Here is a 19,702-nt window from a genome sequence, read left to right on the forward strand (position 1 = left end):
TCTGATATTTATGTAAAATTTGAAGTAGATCACAAATTTAAAATAAAAAATAACGAATTATTTACAAGTTTAGTTTTTATCGCTATGTTACCGATAACAATTTATTGTGGAGAAAATAGTATGTTACTTTTCATTATGTTTGCCGCAATTTTATTATTGCTGGTATTAATTATTAAATTTAAGCTTCACGCCTTTGTTGCTTTAATTATTGTGAGTTTACTCACAGCATTGGCTGTGGGTATTCCTGTTGATAAAATCTTGCCGACTTTATTAAATGGCTTTGGCGGTACGCTTGCTTCTGTTGCATTGTTGGTGGGATTGGGAGCAATGATTGGTCGTTTGCTCGAAATCACGGGTGGTGCAAAAGTATTAGCAGACACGCTTATCAATAAATTCGGTAAAGAGAAAACACCATTTGCGCTGGGTGTGGCATCATTGCTATTTGGTTTCCCTATTTTCTTTGATGCGGGTTTAGTCGTGATGTTGCCAATTATTTTCAGCGTAGCGAAACAGTTTGGCGGCTCAGTACTGCGTTATGCTTTCCCGTCTGCAGGGGCATTTGCGGTGATGCACGCTTTCCTTCCTCCGCACCCAGGGCCAGTTGCTTCTGGCGATTTACTTGGCGTAAATATGGGCTTATTAGTATTAGTGGGTTTAGTTTGTGCAATCCCAATTTGGTACATCGGAACTTATATGTTCAGTCAATTTATCAGTAAGCGCATTCACGTTGATTTACCAAAAGCATTTTTGAACGGCTTATCCGCAAATGAAATGGCGGTGCAAAATCCGCCGAGTTTCGGTAAAGTACTGACGGTACTATTACTTCCAATCATCTTAATTTTGTTTGATACAGGCTTAAATACGCTCGCTGTTACGAAAGTAGTGGATAGCGACGAACTTTGGGTACAAAGCTTGCGTTTAATTGGTAAAACACCAATAGCGTTATTGATTACTCTGATTGTGGCGATTATGCTTCTGCGTGATAACCGTAGTCTCGATCAAATTGAGAAAATTTGTAATAACGCACTAGGTCCAATTTGTTCTATCGTCCTGGTAACAGGGGCTGGAGGTATGTTTGGTGGCGTGTTACGTGCAAGCGGCATTGGCGATGTATTATCTGCAATGATGGCAGATACGGGCATGCCGATTGTTGTTGCAGCTTTTATTATTGCAACGGTTTTCCGTGTCGCACAAGGTTCTGCGACAGTTGCTTTAACCACAACCGCAGCGTTAATTGCCCCAATGGTGGCGGCTGCGCCAGATTTAAGCCAGTTTGATCTTTGCTTTATCGTGATTTCAATCGCTTCAGGTGCAACCGTTATTTCTCACGTAAACGATTCAGGCTTCTGGCTTATGAGCCGTTTCCTTGAAATGGACGAAAAAACTACGTTAAAAACTTGGACAATGCTTGAGACTTCAATTGGTTTAACTGGTTTTGCCTGTGCATTGATTGGTAGCTGGTTACTCTAATTTAACTCTTAAAAGCGGTCGATTTTCTTATCTATTATACAAAATTCTGAAGAAAATCGACCGCTTGTTTTTTATATGACTATTGAAATTTACTCTTTGATTTGAGTAGATTATAGAACTGAGTTCTATTCTTAATCACTTAATAGAATAGAGAGTATCTTGTCAAAATAAATGTAAAAAAAGTAGAGCCTTGTTTTACAAGGCTCTACCTAGATACTCTATGATTTATTTTGACAGTTTAGATATATACGTATCTCAGAACGGAATATCATCATCAAAATTGTTCATTGCAGGTTCAGCTTGTGGAGCAGGCTTAGATTGTGGTTGTGCTGAGTTTGAAGTTTGGCTATAGCTATAATTGCTATTACCTTGATTATAACTATTTCCTGCAGGTGCTGAATTACCCCAACCGCTTTGTGGTTGGTTGCTCATATCATTACCTTGGCGGCTACCGAGCATTTGTAATACATCACCTTGAATTTCAGTGGTGTAACGATCTTGTCCGTTTTGGTCTTGCCATTTACGGGTTCTTAAACGACCTTCCACATAAACTTGTGAACCTTTACGTAGATATTGCCCACATACTTCTGCTTGGCGACGATAAAATACAATACGATGCCATTCAGTAACCTCTCGACGTTCGCCTGTATTTTTATCCGTCCAGCTTTCAGATGTCGCTACACTAATATTTGCTACCGCTTCGCCATTTGGCATTGTACGCATTTCTGGGTCGTTACCTAAATTACCTACGATAATTACTTTATTGATACCAGCCATAAAACCTCTTTCTTTTACTGTGTCTTTATACAAAATTGTGGAATATTCTAACTGAAAATTAATGTATTGAACACAGAAAAACTGATATTTTGTACAGTTTTATTAAAATATGCGATAATGCTCGAAAATTTAGAAATAGCTGTGGATAGAAAAAAGATGCAATATATAGATATTCGTGGAGCGAGAACGCATAACTTAAAAAACATTAATTTAACTTTACCTAGAGATAAATTTATTGTGATTACTGGGCTTTCTGGTTCAGGAAAATCCTCTTTGGCTTTTGATACACTTTATGCTGAAGGGCAACGCCGTTATGTGGAATCGCTTTCTGCTTACGCTCGTCAATTCCTCTCTTTAATGGAAAAGCCCGATGTTGATCACATTGAAGGGCTTTCACCTGCGATTTCAATTGAGCAAAAATCAACGTCACATAACCCTCGTTCTACGGTGGGAACGGTGACGGAAATTCACGACTATCTGCGTTTACTATTTGCAAGGGTGGGTGAACCACGTTGCCCTGATCATGATGTTCCGTTAGCGGCTCAAACGATTTCACAAATGGTGGATAGAGTATTGGAAGAGCCGGAAGGTAAACGCCTAATGCTACTTGCTCCAGTTGTAAAAGATCGAAAAGGCGAACACGTAAAATTATTAGAAAATTTGACCGCTAGCGGTTATTTACGTGCCAGAATTGACGGTGAAATTTGCGATTTATCAGATCCTCCAACATTAGAACTTCAGAAAAAACATACGATTGAGGTTGTGGTAGATCGTTTTAAAGTAAGGTCTGATCTTGCAACACGTTTAGCGGAATCTTTTGAAACGGCATTAGATTTATCTGGCTCAACGGCAGTTATTGCGGACATGGACGATCCTCAGGCAGAAGAAATGGTATTTTCATCGAGTTTTGCTTGCCCACATTGTGGCTATTCATTACAAGAATTAGAGCCTCGTTTATTTTCATTTAATAACCCTGCTGGGGCTTGCCCGAGCTGTGATGGGCTCGGAGTAGAGCAGTTTTTTGATGAAAATAAAGTTGTTCAGAATGCTGATGTCTCATTAGCCTCAGGGGCAATTAAAGGCTGGGATCGTCGTAGTTTTTATTACTTTGGGCTACTAAAAGCAGTGGCGGAGCATTACGGTTTTGATCTGGAAACGCCATTTGGGCAGTTGCCTAAAAAATATCAAAATATTATTTTAAATGGCACAAAAGAAGAGATTGAGTTTGTTTATGTAAATGATAGGGGCGATAAAGTTAAGCGTAAACACGCTTTTGAGGGCGTTCTGAATAATATGGCTCGTCGCTATAAAGAAACGGAATCCAATTCAGTAAGAGATGAATTAGCGAAATATATCAACACTCGCCCTTGCATTGGTTGTCAAGGTTCTCGCTTGCGTCGTGAGGCTCGGTATGTTTTCTTAGATAAAACAAATTTACCGATGGTATCAGAAAAAAGTATTGGCGAAGCACTGGCGTTCTTTGAAGAGATTAAGTTATCAGGGCAAAGAGAGAAAATTGCAGAAAAGATCTTAAAAGAAATTCGTGAGCGTTTACAGTTTTTGGTTAATGTTGGCTTGAATTATCTTTCGCTTTCGCGTTCAGCTGAAACCTTGTCTGGAGGAGAGGCTCAGCGTATTCGCCTAGCGAGCCAAATTGGTGCTGGCTTAGTGGGTGTGATGTATGTGTTAGATGAGCCTTCAATTGGATTACATCAGCGTGATAATGAGCGTTTACTTAATACGTTGGTTCATTTGCGTAATTTAGGTAATACGGTGATTGTCGTTGAGCACGATGAAGATGCAATTCGGGCAGCAGATCATATTATTGATATTGGACCTGGGGCTGGTGTACATGGTGGACAAGTTATTGCACAGGGAAGCGCGTCAGAAATTATGCAGATTGAAGAATCTATTACTGGGCAATTCCTTTTGGGTAAACAAAAAATTGAAATTCCTGCTAAGCGAGTGACTTATGACCCTGCCAAAGTATTAACACTCTCAGGTGCAAGCGGTAATAATTTGAAAAAAGTGAAGTTAGAAATTCCAGTGGGTTTATTTACTTGTATTACAGGTGTTTCAGGTTCAGGCAAGTCAACATTGATTAATGATACACTTTTCCCTTTGGCTCAGAATGCGTTAAATCGTGCAGAAAATAGCGATGTTGCCCCTTATGAAGCTATTGATGGCTTAGCCCATTTTGATAAAGTGATAGATATCGATCAAAGCCCGATCGGGCGAACGCCACGCTCAAATCCTGCCACTTACACAGGGCTATTTACGCCAATTCGAGAGTTATTTGCAGGCACGCAAGAGGCTCGAGCAAGAGGCTATAACGTAGGGCGTTTTAGTTTCAATGTGCGTGGTGGGCGGTGCGAAGCTTGTCAAGGAGATGGGGTTATTAAGGTAGAAATGCACTTTTTACCCGATGTTTATGTACCTTGCGATCATTGTAAAGGTAAGCGTTATAACCGTGAAACACTTGAAATCCGTTATAAAGGTAAAACCATTCATCAAGTGTTAGAAATGACAGTGGAAGAGGCGAGAGAGTTTTTTGCTCCAGTGCCGATGATTGCTCGTAAGTTACAAACCTTGATGGATGTAGGATTATCTTATATCCGCTTAGGGCAATCTTCTACCACACTTTCAGGAGGAGAGGCTCAGCGTGTCAAGCTAGCCACTGAGTTGTCTAAACGAGACACCGGCAAAACCCTCTATATTTTAGATGAGCCAACTACAGGTTTGCATTTTGCAGATATTAAACAGTTACTCGGTGTATTACACCGCTTGCGTGATCAAGGCAATACGATTGTCGTGATTGAGCATAATTTAGATGTAATAAAAACCGCAGACTGGATTGTAGATCTCGGACCTGAAGGCGGTAGTGGCGGTGGCGAGATTATCGCAACGGGCACACCTGAACAGGTTGCTAAAGATAAACGCTCTCATACAGCAAGGTTTTTAAAAGAGATATTGGCTAAAGGCTAATATTGCATACAAGCGGTCATATTTTTACTCTTTTTTGCGATTGCAAAATGCAAAGGAAATATGACCGCTTGTGTTTTAGCTTTTTCTTTAGCCTTTGCAAGACAAATAAGTAGCTGATTTTTTCTTAAAAATAGCGTAAAATGCCTTCCAAATTTGTACTATTATAGTAGTGCATTTCTCAATCAATTAACCATAATAAAATGACCAATGGACGCGATTATTCATTTTTTAAGTTTCTTTTTAAGTAATATCACCTGGATTGGTGCCTTAGAGTTAGGCTTGATTTATGCCCTTGTTGCACTTGGCGTATTCATTTCTTATAAAATTCTGGATTTTCCTGATTTAACAGCAGATGGCAGTTTTCCACTAGGTGGTGCGGTGTGTGTCATTAGCATTTTAAATCAAGTTGATCCTTGGTTGGCAACGCTTTACGGCACATTAGCGGGTGCTGCTGCGGGCATTGTTACAGCCTGTCTGCATATCGGTTTTAAAATTGAGAAACTGCTTGCCAGTATCTTGATGATGATTGCCCTTTATTCGATTAATTTACGCATTATGGGAATGCCCAACATTGCGATTCTCGGCGAAACCACAATTTATGATGTGATGACTATTGAAAGCGATCTGCAATTAGCCTTAGTTCGGCTCGTGATGGCATTACTTGTTGTTGTTATCGTGAAATGCCTATTTGACCTCTTTTTTGCTACCGAAACCGGCTTAGCCATTCGAGCAACAGGCACAAATAGCCGTATGGCAAAGGCACAAGGCATTGCGATTAATAAAATGACGATTTTAGGTATGGCAATTTCTAATGCTTTAATTGCGTTAGGTGGAGCATTATATGTACAAAGTAATGGCGGGGTAGATATTTCTATTGGCGTAGGCACTATCGTGATAGGGTTAGCCGCGGTGATTATTGGTGAAGCGATTTTTTCGGCTAAACGTATTGTTTGGCTCACCTTTGCGGTCATTATCGGCTCAATTTTATATCGTTTCTTTATCGCTCTGGCATTAAATAACGAGACGCTCAATAGTATTGGTTTTGGTCCGCAAGATCTGAATTTAATTACAGCATTATTAGTGGTTATTGTATTAGCATTACCAAAAATCAAACAGAAATTGTTGGGTAAGAGAGGTTAAGATGATTGAATTAAATAACTTATTCATTACCTTCAATAAAGGCACCGCAATTGAAAATCCTGTATTGCGAGGCTTATCTCTTAAAGTAGAACAAGGTGAATTTGTTTCTGTGATTGGCAGTAACGGAGCAGGCAAATCCACTATGCTAAATGCAATTAGTGGCGATTGCCAAGTAGATAGTGGCGAGATTATTATTCAAGGTCATAAAGTTAATAACACAACAACGTGGCAAAGAGCGAATCAAGTCGCTCGAGTATTTCAAGACCCTATGGCGGGCACGTGTGAAAGTTTGACCATTGAAGAAAATATGGCACTCGCTTATCAACGTGGTGGAAAGCGAGGTTTAAGCTTTGCGATCAAACGCCAAATGCGAGCGCTTTTTAAAGAAAAACTGTCACTTTTAGGATTGGGCTTAGAAAACCGATTAACCGACCAAATGGGGCGATTATCAGGCGGACAGCGCCAAGCGGTGAGTCTTTTGATGGCATCGCTGAAGCCATCTAATATTCTATTACTAGATGAACACACTGCTGCTCTTGATCCTAAAACCACGGATTTTGTGCTGGAGCTAACCAACAAAATCGTGCGAGAACAAAAACTCACTACCCTAATGGTGACTCATTCAATGCGACAAGCCCTAGATTACGGCGACCGTACTGTGATGTTACACCAAGGACAAGTCGCGTTTGATGTGTTTGGCGAGCAGCGACAAAAAATGGATGTGCCAGATTTACTACAACTTTTCCAACAAAACCGCCGTGAACAGTTAAGTGATGACGGCTTGTTGTTGGGCGATTAATTTATGACAAAATACGACGATAAAATTCTTCACGCATTTAGCGATGATGGTCTATTGAGCCAAAATATTAATGGCTTTCGCCCACGAAAAGCCCAGCTTGCGATGGCACAAGCGGTCGGAAAATCCGTAAAATTTGCAACACCCGTGGTTGTTGAGGCTGGCACAGGAACAGGCAAAACATTTGCCTATTTAGTGCCAGCATTGCTTTCAGGTAAAAAAACGATTATTTCCACAGGTTCTAAAAACCTACAAGATCAACTCTTTAATCGAGATCTCCCGACCATTCAAAAAGCCCTCAAATATAAAGGTAAAATAGCGTTACTAAAAGGCAGAGCGAATTATCTCTGTTTAGAGAGATTAGAGCAAGTGACGGCAATGGGAGTGCTCGGCGATAAATCTGTATTATCAGATTTGAAAAAAATCAGCAAATGGCAAAATTCAAGTAAAACAGGTGATTTAAGTGAATGTATTACGATTGCGGAAGACAGCCCGATTTTACCGCAATTAGTGAGTACAACAGAGAGCTGCTTAGGCTCTGATTGCCCCCATTTTAAGGATTGCTATGTGGTACAGGCTCGCCGTAAGGCGATGGAAGCTGATGTGGTTGTGGTAAATCATCATCTATTTTGTGCAGATATGGCGGTAAAAGAAACGGGGTTTGGCGAGTTGATCCCAGAAGCTGAATTGGTGATTTTTGATGAAGCTCATCAACTTCCAGATATTGCTAGCCAATACTTTGGGCAATCCCTCTCTTCTCGCCAATTATTTGATCTTTGCAAAGATACCAACATCGTTTACCGTACAGAATTAAAAGATGTGGCACAATTAGGTAAAGCCTCCGATCATCTTATGAAAGTGGTGCAAGATTTTCGCTTATTAATGGGGGGAGAAGGGCAGATTAGAGGGAATTTACGGGATCTGTTTCGAGATAAAAAAGTGGTGGATGGCTTAGTAAAAGTATCTGAAAACATTGACTTTTTAAGTGAGGTAGTAAAAAAATCATTAGGTCGATCTGACACTTTAGATAAAATTTTTGAACGCTTAGCGGAAGTGAAAGTACAGCTTAAAAAATTAATGGATACTACGGTGACAGGATATTGCTATTGGTACGAAGCAAACGGTCGCTCTTTTGGCTTACACATCACGCCACTTATGGTGGCAGATAAGTTTGGCGAACAGCTAAAAAATCAGCAAATTGGTTGGGTGTTTACCTCCGCAACCCTGGAGGTTGGTGGTTCGTTTGAGCATTTCTGCCAACGATTAGGTATTGAAAATGCCGAACAACTGGTTTTGCAAAGCCCCTTCGATTATCAAAATCAATCGTTACTGTGCGTACCTCGTTATTTACCCGATACCAATAAGGCTCATACTTTAACGGCACTAGGACAACTATTAAAACCCGTTATTGAGGCGAACAAAGGGCGTTGTTTCTTGCTCTGTACCTCTTATTATATGATGCGAGGCCTAGCGGATTTCTTACGAGAACAGAGTTCGCTCAACGTATTATTACAAGGCGAGACAAGTAAAGGGCGTCTATTAGAGAAATTTGTCAAAGAAGATAACGCCGTACTGGTTGCTACCCAAAGTTTTTGGGAAGGTATTGATGTACGAGGCGATGCACTTTCCCTCGTGATTATTGATAAATTGCCTTTCACTTCACCAGATGAACCACTACTCAAGGCACGAATGGAGGATTGCAAATTGCAAGGCGGAGACCCGTTTAATGATATTCAAATTCCTGAAGCGGTGATCACACTAAAACAAGGTGTTGGGCGTTTAATTCGAGATGTCACGGATCGAGGTGTGGTGATTATCTGCGATTCGCGTTTGGTTATGCGTAATTATGGACAAACCTTCTTGAAAAGTTTACCCCCCTCTAAACGAACGAGAGATCTAGGTTCGGTTATTCAATTTTTAAAAGCGTAATACCAAAATAGACAAGCGGTCATATTTTGATTAAATTTTGCAAAATATTCACCAAAGATCACCGCTTGTTTAAACTGAGAAAGGTGTTATTTCTGATTAAAAATCAAACAAAAATAAAACCGATTTGGTTAGCCTTTGAAATCAAGGTACAATAGCCCGATTTTTCAATAAGCAAGAGTGATGTAAAAAAGTGAATTCAGAAAAAGATCTTTCCACGTTTAAAACCTTTAAACGTTTATGGCCAACAATCAGTCCTTTTAAAGCGGGCTTGATTGCAGGTGCAGTCGCTTTAGTACTAAATGCCTTAGTTGATTCAAGCCTCATTTATTTGCTTAAACCACTTTTAGATGAAGGGTTTGGGCAAGCAAACCATCATTTTCTTAAATTAATGGCAGCACTTGTCGTTGTATTTATTTTAGTGAGAGGAGTGACTAACTATATCGCTAGTTACTGCTTGGCGTGGGTTTCGGGCAAAGTGGTAATGACATTACGCCGCAATATTTTTCAGCACTTAATGTATATGCCTGTGAGTTATTTTGATAATAATCCAACTGGGCGTTTACTTTCACGTGTTACTTATGATACGGAGATGGTGGCAAGTTCCGCTTCGCATTCGTTAGTGACTATTGTGCGTGAAGGTGCATATTTGCTCTCTTTGTTTGTTGTGATGATTTACACTAGCTGGCAGCTTTCTATCGTGCTCTTTATTATGGCTCCGATTATTGGTCTGTTAATTGGTTTTATTTCTAAATATTTCCGCAAATTAAGCCGTAATATTCAACACTCAATGGGCGAACTGACAGTGACTACCGAGCAAATGCTAAAAGGGCATAAAGAAGTGCTTTCCTTTGGTGGGCAAAAAGTAGAGAAAGAACGCTTTGACCGTGTTAGCAATGATATGCGTCGTAAAGGAATGAAAGTGGTTTCAGCTGACGGTATTTCTGATGGCGTGGTACAACTTATCGCTTCATTTGCGTTATCTGCCGTACTTTATGTTGCTACCTTTCCTGAAGTAATGAGTGAGAATTTAACTGCGGGCTCATTTACCGTCGTCTTTTCTTCTATGATGGCAATGTTGCGTCCTTTAAAATCATTAACCAATGTAAATTCGCAATTCCAACGTGGTATGGCGGCTTGCCAAACATTATTTGAATTTTTAGATTTAAAAACTGAGGCAGATAATGGCACGGTTAATATGGAAAAAGTTGAAGGGAATGTTAAATTTAAAAATGTAAGCTTTAGTTATTTAGGCAAAGAGAATAAAGCGTTAAACAATATTTCTTTTGATATTCCTAAAGGTACAACCGTTGCATTAGTTGGGCGTTCTGGTTCAGGCAAATCAACGATTGCCAATTTACTTACTCGCTTTTATGATGTGGATGAAGGCGAGATTTTACTTGATGGCATAAATATTCAAGATTACACATTGAAAAATTTACGTGAGCAATGTTCTGTGGTTTCACAGCAGGTTCATTTATTTAATGATACGATTGCCAATAATATTGCTTATGCAGCAACAGATAAATATAGCCGAGATGAAATTATTGCAGCGGCAAAAGCCGCGCACGCAATGGAATTTATTGAAAAACTGGATAATGGTTTAGATACTGTGATTGGTGAAAATGGCGCGAGCTTATCGGGCGGGCAACGCCAACGTTTAGCGATTGCGCGTGCCTTGCTGCGAAACTCACCAGTATTAGTACTTGATGAGGCAACTTCTGCCTTAGATACAGAATCAGAAAGGGCGATTCAATCGGCTCTTGACGTGTTGCAAAAAGATCGCACTGTTTTGGTTATTGCTCACCGCTTATCGACGATAGAAAAAGCCGATGAAATTTTAGTCGTCGATCACGGAAATATTATTGAACGTGGTAATCATACAGAATTGTTGGCAAAAGGTGGGGCTTATAAACAGCTTCACAGCTTACAATTTAGCTAATTATAATAGGCAAGAAGGCGAGTAGTTTTCGCTTCTACAATTGATTTTAAAATATGAAAAAACGCATAAAAATTTTATCTCTGAGTGTATTGCTTGGCTTAATGGCTTGTAACTCCGTATTACAGGCTCCGACGGAAGTACCAAAGCCAACAGTACAAATTCCACACAATGATAGACAATGGCAACAACATTTAGGGCAATTAGCTAAAATTCAACGCTATAGCGCGACAGGTCAATTTGGTTACATTTCGCCAAAAGAGCGTTTTTCTTCCCATTTCAATTTGCAATACCATACGCCAACGCATTTTAGCTTAGAGCTTTCTTCTACTTTTTCCACTAAATCATTGAAATTGGAACGTAATGAGCGTGGTTTAACGGTTTCAGATAGTGAAGGCAGTAGCCGTTCTGATAGTGATATTGAAGCATTAATGAAAGAGATGATTGGTGTTTCATTCCCAATTGACCAGTTTGCTTATTGGGTAAAAGGGAAACCTGAAAAAGAAGGTAATTATATTGTGAATGAAAAACGCCAGCTTTCGCAATTTAGCTATCCACTCAATGGCACCATTTGGACATCAAGTTATGTAGAGTATCACGAAGATCGTGAGCCACATTTGCCCAAATTAATTGTGCTTGAAAATGGTTCGCAAACTTTAAAAATCCGCATTGAAAGATGGACTTATTAATGGAAAAAATGATTTTACCCAGTCCAGCTAAATTGAACCTGTTTTTGTATATTACCAACAAAAGGGAAGATGGCTATCACGAGTTACAAACACTGTTTCAGTTTTTAGACTTTTGCGATGAAATTGAGATTGAAATAATTGATAGCCCTGAAATTGAATTAACAAATCAATTAGAAGGGGTTGCCGTTGAAGATAACTTGATTTACCGAGCTGCTAAACTTTTGCAAAAAACAACCGCTTGCAACAAAGGGGCAAAAATTGGCATTACTAAAAATTTGCCGATGGGTGGTGGTGTTGGTGGTGGTTCATCAAATGCCGCTACGGTGTTAGTGGGTTTAAATCATTTATGGCAAACAGATCTTTCACTTGAACAACTTGCTGAATTAGGTTTAAGTTTAGGGGCTGATGTGCCCATTTTTGTAAGAGGTGTGTCAGCTTTTGCTGAAGGAGTCGGTGAAGTCTTCACACCTTGTGAGCCTGAAGAAAAATGGTATGTAGTGCTAAAACCTGAGGTTTCTATTTCAACGGCAATCGTTTTTAATGATCCGAATTTACCAAGAAACACACCAAAACGCGATTTGAGCAAATTATTATCGTCAAAATGGACAAATGATTGCGAAAAAGTTGTGCGAGAACGTTATTCAGCGGTTGAAGATCTTATGCAAGAATTGTTACAATATGCACCGTTTAAGCTAACAGGCACAGGTGCTTGTATTTTTGCTGAATTTAGTACACAAGCAGAAGCTGAACAAGTTTTTGCTTATAGGCCACCAGAGACATTTGGTTTTGTGGCGAAAGGGCAAAATATTTCGCCATTACATCAAACATTATTCCAAACTAACCACCACTAATCAAAGGGTCACTCCATGACAGATATTAAACTGTTTTCGGGCAATGCAACGCCAGAACTTGCTAATCGTATTGCAAAACATCTTTATACTTCATTAGGTAATGCAACTGTTGGTCGTTTTAGCGATGGTGAAATTCAAGTGCAAATCAATGAAAATGTGCGTGGAGGCGATATTTTCATTGTGCAATCAACTTGTGCACCAACGAATGATAATCTAATGGAATTGATTGTAATGGTTGATGCGTTGCGTCGTGCTTCTGCTGGTCGTATTACAGCCGTTATCCCATACTTTGGCTATGCTCGCCAAGATAGACGTGTGCGTTCAGCCCGTGTTCCCATTACTGCAAAAGTGGTCGCTGACTTTCTGTCAAGCGTTGGTGTAGATAGAGTATTAACGTGTGATTTACATGCGGAACAGATTCAAGGCTTCTTTGATGTGCCAGTAGATAATGTATTTGGTTCGCCTGTACTTATTGAAGATATTTTGAAAAAATCAGATTTAGTCAATCCTATTGTAGTTTCCCCTGATATTGGCGGGGTGGTGCGTGCAAGAGCGGTCGCTAAATTATTGAATGATACCGATATGGCAATTATTGATAAACGTCGCCCGAAAGCAAATGTATCGCAAGTTATGCATATTATTGGTGATGTCGCAGAGCGTGATTGTATTTTAGTTGATGATATGATAGATACTGGCGGTACCTTAGCTAAAGCCGCTGAAGCATTAAAAGAGCGTGGTGCACGTCGTGTATTTGCTTATGCAACCCATGCAGTATTCTCTGGAGCAGCAGCACAAAACCTAGCAAATACAGCGTTAGATGAAATTGTGGTAACAGATACTATTCCATTAACTAATGAAATTAAAGCACTTAATAAGGTGCGAGTTTTAACTTTATCTGGAATGCTTGCAGAAGCGATTCGTCGTATTAGCAATGAAGAGTCTATTTCTGCAATGTTTGATGCGTAATGATTTTATTGCCCGAATGCCCAATCTAATGATTGGGCTTTTTTATAACTATTTATCATTTGGGGAAAATACCTTTATGTATTCTCTTATTCGTCCATTTTTATTTTCGCTTGAGGCTGAAAATGCACATCAACTTTCTATTCAAGCTCTTGCATTAGTAGGGAAACTCCCTTTTTCACCTTTAGTTACGCCATCTAATCCGACAACAGTGATGGGGCTTAATTTTAAAAATCCGATTGGTTTGGCAGCTGGAGCAGATAAAAACGGCGAAGCGATAGATGGATTTGGCAAATTAGGCTTTGGTTTTATTGAAGTTGGTACAGTGACGCCTCTTGCACAAGATGGAAATCCTAAGCCAAGACAATTCCGAGTTTTAGAAGCTGAAGGCATTATTAACCGAAATGGGTTTAATAATAAAGGTGTTGATGTTCTGATTGAGAATGTGAAAAAAGCGAAATATGACGGCATTTTGGGGATTAATATTGGCAAAAATGCACTCACTCCGATTGAGCATAGCTTAGATGATTATCTGACTTGTTTACGGAAAGTGTATGAATATTGCGATTATGTCACAGTAAACATTTCATCGCCAAATACTAAAAATTTGCGTAGTCTGCAATATGGCGAGGCATTAGATGATTTATTGGTTAATTTAAAAAAAGAGCAGGCTCAACTTTTGCAAAAAATTGGTCAATATCGACCGCTTGTATTGAAAATTGCCCCTGATTTAACGGATGAGGAAATTGCTTCTGTGGCAGATAGCTTAGTTCGCCATCAGATTGATGGAGTCATTGCAGGAAATACGACACTTTCTCGTGAAAGTGTTGTGGGTTTAACACATTTTGAGCAGCAAGGTGGATTAAGCGGTAAGCCTCTGCATCAATTAAGCAGCCGATTGATTGCCCGATTATCTGTTGAATTAAATGGGCGTGTTCCTATCATTGGAAGCGGAGGAATTCATTCGTTAGAGAGTGGGCAAGAAAAGATTAATGCTGGTGCGAGCTTATTGCAAGTTTACTCTGCTATGATTTATCAAGGGCCATCACTTATCCAAAGGTTAGCTAAGCACGTGAAGTTGAAGTAAAGAGTAAGGATTAGGAATAGCTACAATATATACCTAATTTAGCGTTAAACATCAGGTTTTTTCTTATTTTTATAAGGTTTAATTAACATTAAGCGTGGTTTGTGTCTTGAACAAAATTAGACAACATCAGCGATTTTTGCTATCTTGCATTGCAAATTTATCTACAAAATTTAAACAAATTTTATAAAACACTATAAAAACGTTTAAAATCAAATAGATAATACTTTTATTTTGGGCTTTTCGACTTAAAGCTTAACTAAGGCTAAATTTAAAATAGCCGTTTGAGATGAATTTTTTCGATAAAAATTGGTCTAAAAATCATCAAATAAGCAAAATTTGTTAAGATTTTGTTATTTATTACTTCAATCATTAATTTAATAAGGAAGAATACTATGTCAGAGAACTTGAGAAATGACGTAGATCCAATCGAAACTCAAGATTGGTTGGCATCACTAGATTCGTTAATTCGTGAAGAAGGTTTAGAGCGAGCTCAATTTATCGTTGAACAAGTTATCAGCCAAGCACGTGCTGGCGGCGTGTCATTACCAACAGGTACGACAACGGATTATGTCAATACAATTCCAGTTTCTGAGCAACCAGCTTATCCAGGTGATCATAAAATCGAGCGTCGTATTCGTTCTGCCGTACGTTGGAACGCAATTGCTACTGTTTTGCGTAGCCAGAAAAAAGATCTTGACTTAGGTGGACACATCTCAACATTCCAATCTGCAGCAACAATGTATGAAGTTTGCTTTAACCACTTTTTTAAAGCACCAACGGATAAAAATGGTGGAGATTTAATCTTCTTCCAAGGCCACGCAGCACCAGGAATGTATGGTCGTGCTTTCTTAGAAGGTCGTATTACGGCTGAGCAAATGGACAACTTCCGCCAAGAAGCATTCACAGATGGTTTATCTTCTTACCCTCACCCTAAATTGATGCCTGAGTTTTGGCAATTCTCTACGGTATCGATGGGCTTAGGACCAGTGAATGCAATCTACCAAGCTCGTTTCTTAAAATATTTAGAACATCGTGGTTTAAAAGACACTGCTGATCAAAAAGTATATGCTTTCTTAGGCGATGGCGAGATGGATGAAATCGAATCTAAAGGTGCATTATCATTTGCAGGTCGTGAAAAATTAAACAACTTAATTTTTACTATTAGTTGTAACTTACAACGCTTAGATGGTCCAGTAAACGGTAACGGTAAAATTGTTCAAGAATTAGAGGGCGTATTTACTGGTGCAGGTTGGGAAGTGATTAAAGTATTATGGGGTAGCGAGTGGGATAAATTATTCGCTAAAGATACTTCAGGTAAATTAAGCCAATTAATGATGGAAGTGTTAGATGGTGACTATTTAACGTTCAAATCTAAAAATGGTGCTTACGTTCGTGAACACTTCTTCGGTCGCTATCCAGAAACTGCCGCACTCGTAGCGGATATGACAGATGATGAAATTTGGGCATTACGTCGTGGAGCTCATGATTCTGAAAAATTGTATGCGGCTTATGCAAAAGCACAGAAATCAGACAAACCAGTTGTGATATTAGCTCAACAAGTAAAAGGTTATCGTATTCCTGAGGCAGAAAGTAAAAATACGGCTCACCAATCGAAAAAAATGTCATTAGAGAGCTTAAAAGGCTTCCGTGATTACTTTGAGTTGCCGTTAACTGATGAGCAAGTTGAAAATCTAGAATATATCAAATTCGAAGAAGGTTCAGAAGAGTACAATTATTTACATGGTAAACGTAAAGATTTAAATGGTTTTGTTCCTGTGCGTAAGCCGAAATTTACCGTTGAGTTCAAAGTGCCTGAGTTATCTGAATTCCAAGCATTATTAGATGAGCAACCGCGTGGTATTTCAACTACGATGGCATTCTCTCGTGTGTTAAATACCTTATTGAAAGATAAAAATATCGGTCAGCAAATCGTGCCAATTATTGCGGACGAAGCACGTACTTTTGGTATGGAGGGTTTATTCCGTCAAATCGGTATTTATAATCCATTTGGTCAAAACTATGTGCCATCAGACCGTGATTTAGTGGCTTACTACCGTGAAGCAAAAGATGGCCAAGTATTACAAGAAGGTATCAATGAGTTGGGTGCAACTGCATCTTGGGTTGCTGCTGCAACATCATATTCTGTCAGCAATTTACCGATGATTCCATTCTTCATCTACTACTCAATGTTCGGCTTCCAACGTGTAGGCGATATGATGTGGTTAGCTGGCGACCAATTAGCTCGTGGCTTTATGATTGGGGGAACTTCAGGCCGTACAACCTTAAATGGAGAAGGTTTGCAACACGAAGATGGTCATAGCCATATTCAAGCGGGCGTAATTCCGAATTGTGTCACTTACGATCCAGCATTTGCATTTGAAGTAGCCGTCATTGTTCAAGATGGTATCCGCCGTATGTATGGCGAAGATCAAGAAGATATCTTCTACTACATTACCACATTAAATGAAATTACCGATCAACCAGCAATGCCTACAGGTGCTGAAGAGGGTATCCGTAAAGGTTTATATAAATTTGAAACGGTTGAAGGCAAAGGTAAAGGTCGTGTTCAATTATTAAGCTCGGGTGCAATTATGCGTCATGTTCGCTTAGCGGCTCAAATTCTTGCAAATGACTATGGTGTAACCGCAGATGTATTCTCAGCACCATCATTCAACGAATTAGGTCGTGACGGTGCAGATGTAGCTCGTTGGAACTTATTACACCCAACAGAAGAGCAGCGTATTCCTTATGTCGCACAAGTGTTAGCAGACTTACCAACAGTTGCCGCAACAGATTATATGAAACTATACGCTGAGCAAATTCGTGCGTATGTGCCAAGTAAACATTATCATGTGTTAGGTACAGATGGTTTCGGCCGCTCAGACAGCCGTGCAAACTTACGTGAGCACTTTGAAGTAGACGAGCGTTATGTCGTTGTTGCCGCTCTTGCTCAATTAGCGAAAGAAGGCACGGTAGAAACTAAAGTAGTTGCGGATGCCATTGCTAAATTTGGCTTGAATGTTGATCGCATTAACCCATTATATGCGTAATACAAGCGGTTAAATTTAACGAAAATTTTGCAAAATGGGGTGGGAAATGCCCACCCTAAATTTGTAAGGGTAAAATCAATTTATCCGTTTACAAAAGAAGGATTTTAAAATGTCAAAACAAATTAATGTGCCAGATATTGGTTCAGATGAAGTAAGTGTTACTGAAGTGATGGTAAAAGTTGGTGATACTATTTCAGTAGACCAATCAATTATTAGCGTAGAAGGTGATAAAGCCTCAATGGAAGTGCCTGCACCAGAAGCAGGTGTAGTAAAAGAAGTATTAGTGAAGGTAGGCGATAAAGTTTCAACTGGCTCTCCAATGTTAGTATTAGCCTCAGCTGATGCTGCCCCCGAGGCTGAAGCACCAAAAGCAGAAACTGCTCCTGCGTCTGTAGCAACAACTTCTGCAGTTGTTGAAGTAAATGTGCCAGATATTGGTAGCGATGAAGTAAATGTAACTGAAATTATGGTTAAAGTAGGTGATAGCGTTGAAATTGATCAATCAATCATTAGTGTTGAAGGTGATAAAGCGTCTATGGAAGTCCCTGCACCAGTTGCGGGCGTGGTAAAAGAAATTTTAATCAATGTGGGCGATAACGTTTCAACGGGTAAATTGATTATGAAATTTGAAACAGCATCATCTGCACCATCACAAGCAATTTCAGCAGCTGAAACTGCTGTCCCTGCACAGGCATCAGCAATTAAAGAGGTGAATGTACCAGATATCGGTGGCGATGAAGTAAACGTAACTGAAATTATGGTGAAAGTAGGCGATTCTGTATCAGAAGAGCAATCTTTAATTACCGTTGAAGGTGATAAAGCCTCAATGGAAGTACCTGCACCATTTGCGGGGGTGGTAAAAGAAATTCTAGTGAAATCTGGCGATAAAGTGTTAACTGGTTCATTAATTATGAAATTTGAAGTAACAGGTGCAGAACCTGTTGTGGCTCAAAATGCGTCAGCTCCAGCACCACAAGTAGCACCAGCGAAAACTGATACGGCCCCAGCCGCTCAAAACCAATCAGGTTTAAATCAAGAACAAGTAGTTTCTGCTGCTGGTTATGCACACGCAACACCAGTAATTCGTCGTTTGGCTCGTGAGTTCGGTGTCAATTTAGACAAAGTAAAAGGTACAGGTCGTAAAGGTCGTGTCGTTAAAGAAGATATTCAAGCATACGTCAAAACTGCAGTTCAAGTATTTGAAAAACAAGGCGGAACGGCATCTGCCGCAACTGGTGCAGCAAACGGTGCTGGTTTAGGCTTATTACCATGGCCGAAAGTGGATTTCAGCAAATTTGGTGAAGTAGAGGAAGTTGAGTTAAGCCGTATTAATAAGATTTCTGGTGCGAATTTACACCGCAACTGGGTAATGATTCCACATGTCACTCACTTTGACCGCACAGACATTACTGAGCTAGAAAATTTCCGTAAAGATCAAAATAAAGAAGCTGAAAAACGTAAGTTAGATGTGAAAATCACACCGGTAGTATTCATTATGAAAGCGGTAGCAAGTGCGTTAGAAGCATTTCCACGTTTCAATAGCTCAATTTCTGAAGATGCACAACGCCTCACGTTGAAAAAATATATCAACATCGGGGTTGCGGTTGATACACCAAATGGTTTAGTGGTTCCTGTATTTAAAAATGTGAACAAAAAAGGCATTATCGAACTTTCTCGTGAGTTAATGGAAGTATCGAAAAAAGCACGTGAAGGTAAATTAACGGCTTCAGATATGCAAGGCGGTTGCTTCACAATTTCAAGTTTAGGGGGCATTGGTACAACACACTTTACTCCAATTGTAAATGCACCTGAAGTAGCAATTTTAGGCGTATCTAAATCTGAAATGCAGCCAATTTGGAACGGTAAAGAGTTCGAGCCACGCTTAATGCTTCCATTATCCTTATCATTCGACCACCGCGTTATTGATGGGGCAGATGGCGCAAGATTCTTAAGCTATATTAACGGCGTATTAGCAGATATTCGTCGTTTAGTAATGTAATTTTAACAAGCGGTTGTTTTTGTAAAAAAT

13 protein-coding genes are annotated in these 19,702 nt (G+C 39.6%); 12 read left to right on the forward strand and 1 reads right to left on the reverse strand.

Features of this window, described 5'->3' with window-relative positions; genetic code table 11:
• Window positions 1–120 precede the first annotated feature (120 nt).
• Window positions 121–1,470, forward strand: coding sequence for a GntP family permease (locus GM698_RS08110; RefSeq protein ID WP_176812740.1), 1,350 nt, complete (start codon window positions 121–123; stop codon window positions 1,468–1,470).
• Window positions 1,471–1,725: 255 nt separating this feature from the next.
• Here the strand turns inward: GM698_RS08110 and GM698_RS08115 are convergent, their stop codons facing one another.
• Entirely contained in the window at window positions 1,726–2,247 is a 522-nt protein-coding gene (locus tag GM698_RS08115; protein ID WP_176808828.1) for a single-stranded DNA-binding protein, read from the reverse strand.
• A gap of 156 nt (window positions 2,248–2,403) precedes the next feature.
• On the opposite strand from GM698_RS08115, the gene uvrA reads away from it, so the two are divergent.
• The 11 genes from uvrA to aceF all read left to right on the forward strand — a co-directional run bounded on the left by uvrA (window position 2,404) and on the right by aceF (window position 19,672).
• The gene (uvrA, locus tag GM698_RS08120; protein ID WP_209289241.1) at window positions 2,404–5,232 is read left to right on the forward strand and encodes an excinuclease ABC subunit UvrA; all 2,829 of its coding nucleotides are present in this window, start codon (window positions 2,404–2,406) and stop codon (window positions 5,230–5,232) included.
• Window positions 5,233–5,439: 207 nt separating this feature from the next.
• Window positions 5,440–6,372 (forward strand): ABC transporter permease, encoded by a 933-nt coding sequence (locus tag GM698_RS08125; protein WP_209289242.1) that lies wholly within the window; start codon window positions 5,440–5,442, stop codon window positions 6,370–6,372.
• A 1-nt stretch (window position 6,373) separates the two neighbouring features.
• Entirely contained in the window at window positions 6,374–7,171 is a 798-nt protein-coding gene (locus tag GM698_RS08130) for an ABC transporter ATP-binding protein (RefSeq protein WP_176808825.1), read from the forward strand.
• A gap of 3 nt (window positions 7,172–7,174) precedes the next feature.
• Complete coding sequence (locus tag GM698_RS08135; protein WP_176808824.1) at window positions 7,175–9,097, forward strand: ATP-dependent DNA helicase; 1,923 nt, start codon at window positions 7,175–7,177, stop codon at window positions 9,095–9,097.
• A gap of 190 nt (window positions 9,098–9,287) precedes the next feature.
• Window positions 9,288–11,036 (forward strand): lipid A ABC transporter ATP-binding protein/permease MsbA, encoded by a 1,749-nt coding sequence (msbA, locus tag GM698_RS08140; RefSeq protein ID WP_209289243.1) that lies wholly within the window; start codon window positions 9,288–9,290, stop codon window positions 11,034–11,036.
• Between the two features lie 53 nt (window positions 11,037–11,089).
• A complete protein-coding gene (lolB, locus tag GM698_RS08145) occupies window positions 11,090–11,722 on the forward strand; it encodes a lipoprotein insertase outer membrane protein LolB (RefSeq protein ID WP_209289244.1) in 633 nt (210 codons plus the stop codon).
• Window positions 11,710–12,573, forward strand: a complete 864-nt coding sequence (gene ispE, locus GM698_RS08150; protein WP_176808821.1) for a 4-(cytidine 5'-diphospho)-2-C-methyl-D-erythritol kinase — start codon at window positions 11,710–11,712, stop codon at window positions 12,571–12,573. Before lolB ends, ispE begins: the two co-directional genes overlap by 13 nt.
• 15 nt (window positions 12,574–12,588) lie before the next feature.
• On the forward strand, window positions 12,589–13,539 hold the full coding sequence (locus GM698_RS08155; RefSeq protein WP_159630893.1) for a ribose-phosphate pyrophosphokinase: 951 nt from the start codon (window positions 12,589–12,591) through the stop codon (window positions 13,537–13,539).
• A gap of 76 nt (window positions 13,540–13,615) precedes the next feature.
• Entirely contained in the window at window positions 13,616–14,623 is a 1,008-nt protein-coding gene (pyrD, locus tag GM698_RS08160) for a quinone-dependent dihydroorotate dehydrogenase (RefSeq protein WP_209289796.1), read from the forward strand.
• Between the two features lie 392 nt (window positions 14,624–15,015).
• Entirely contained in the window at window positions 15,016–17,673 is a 2,658-nt protein-coding gene (gene aceE, locus GM698_RS08165; protein ID WP_209289245.1) for a pyruvate dehydrogenase (acetyl-transferring), homodimeric type, read from the forward strand.
• Window positions 17,674–17,782: 109 nt separating this feature from the next.
• Window positions 17,783–19,672 (forward strand): pyruvate dehydrogenase complex dihydrolipoyllysine-residue acetyltransferase, encoded by a 1,890-nt coding sequence (aceF, locus tag GM698_RS08170; protein WP_209289246.1) that lies wholly within the window; start codon window positions 17,783–17,785, stop codon window positions 19,670–19,672.
• The last annotated feature ends 30 nt before the right edge of the window (window positions 19,673–19,702 follow it).

It is taken from the genome of Mannheimia sp. ZY171111, assembly GCF_017750945.1.
GTDB lineage: Bacteria > Pseudomonadota > Gammaproteobacteria > Enterobacterales > Pasteurellaceae > Mannheimia > Mannheimia pernigra.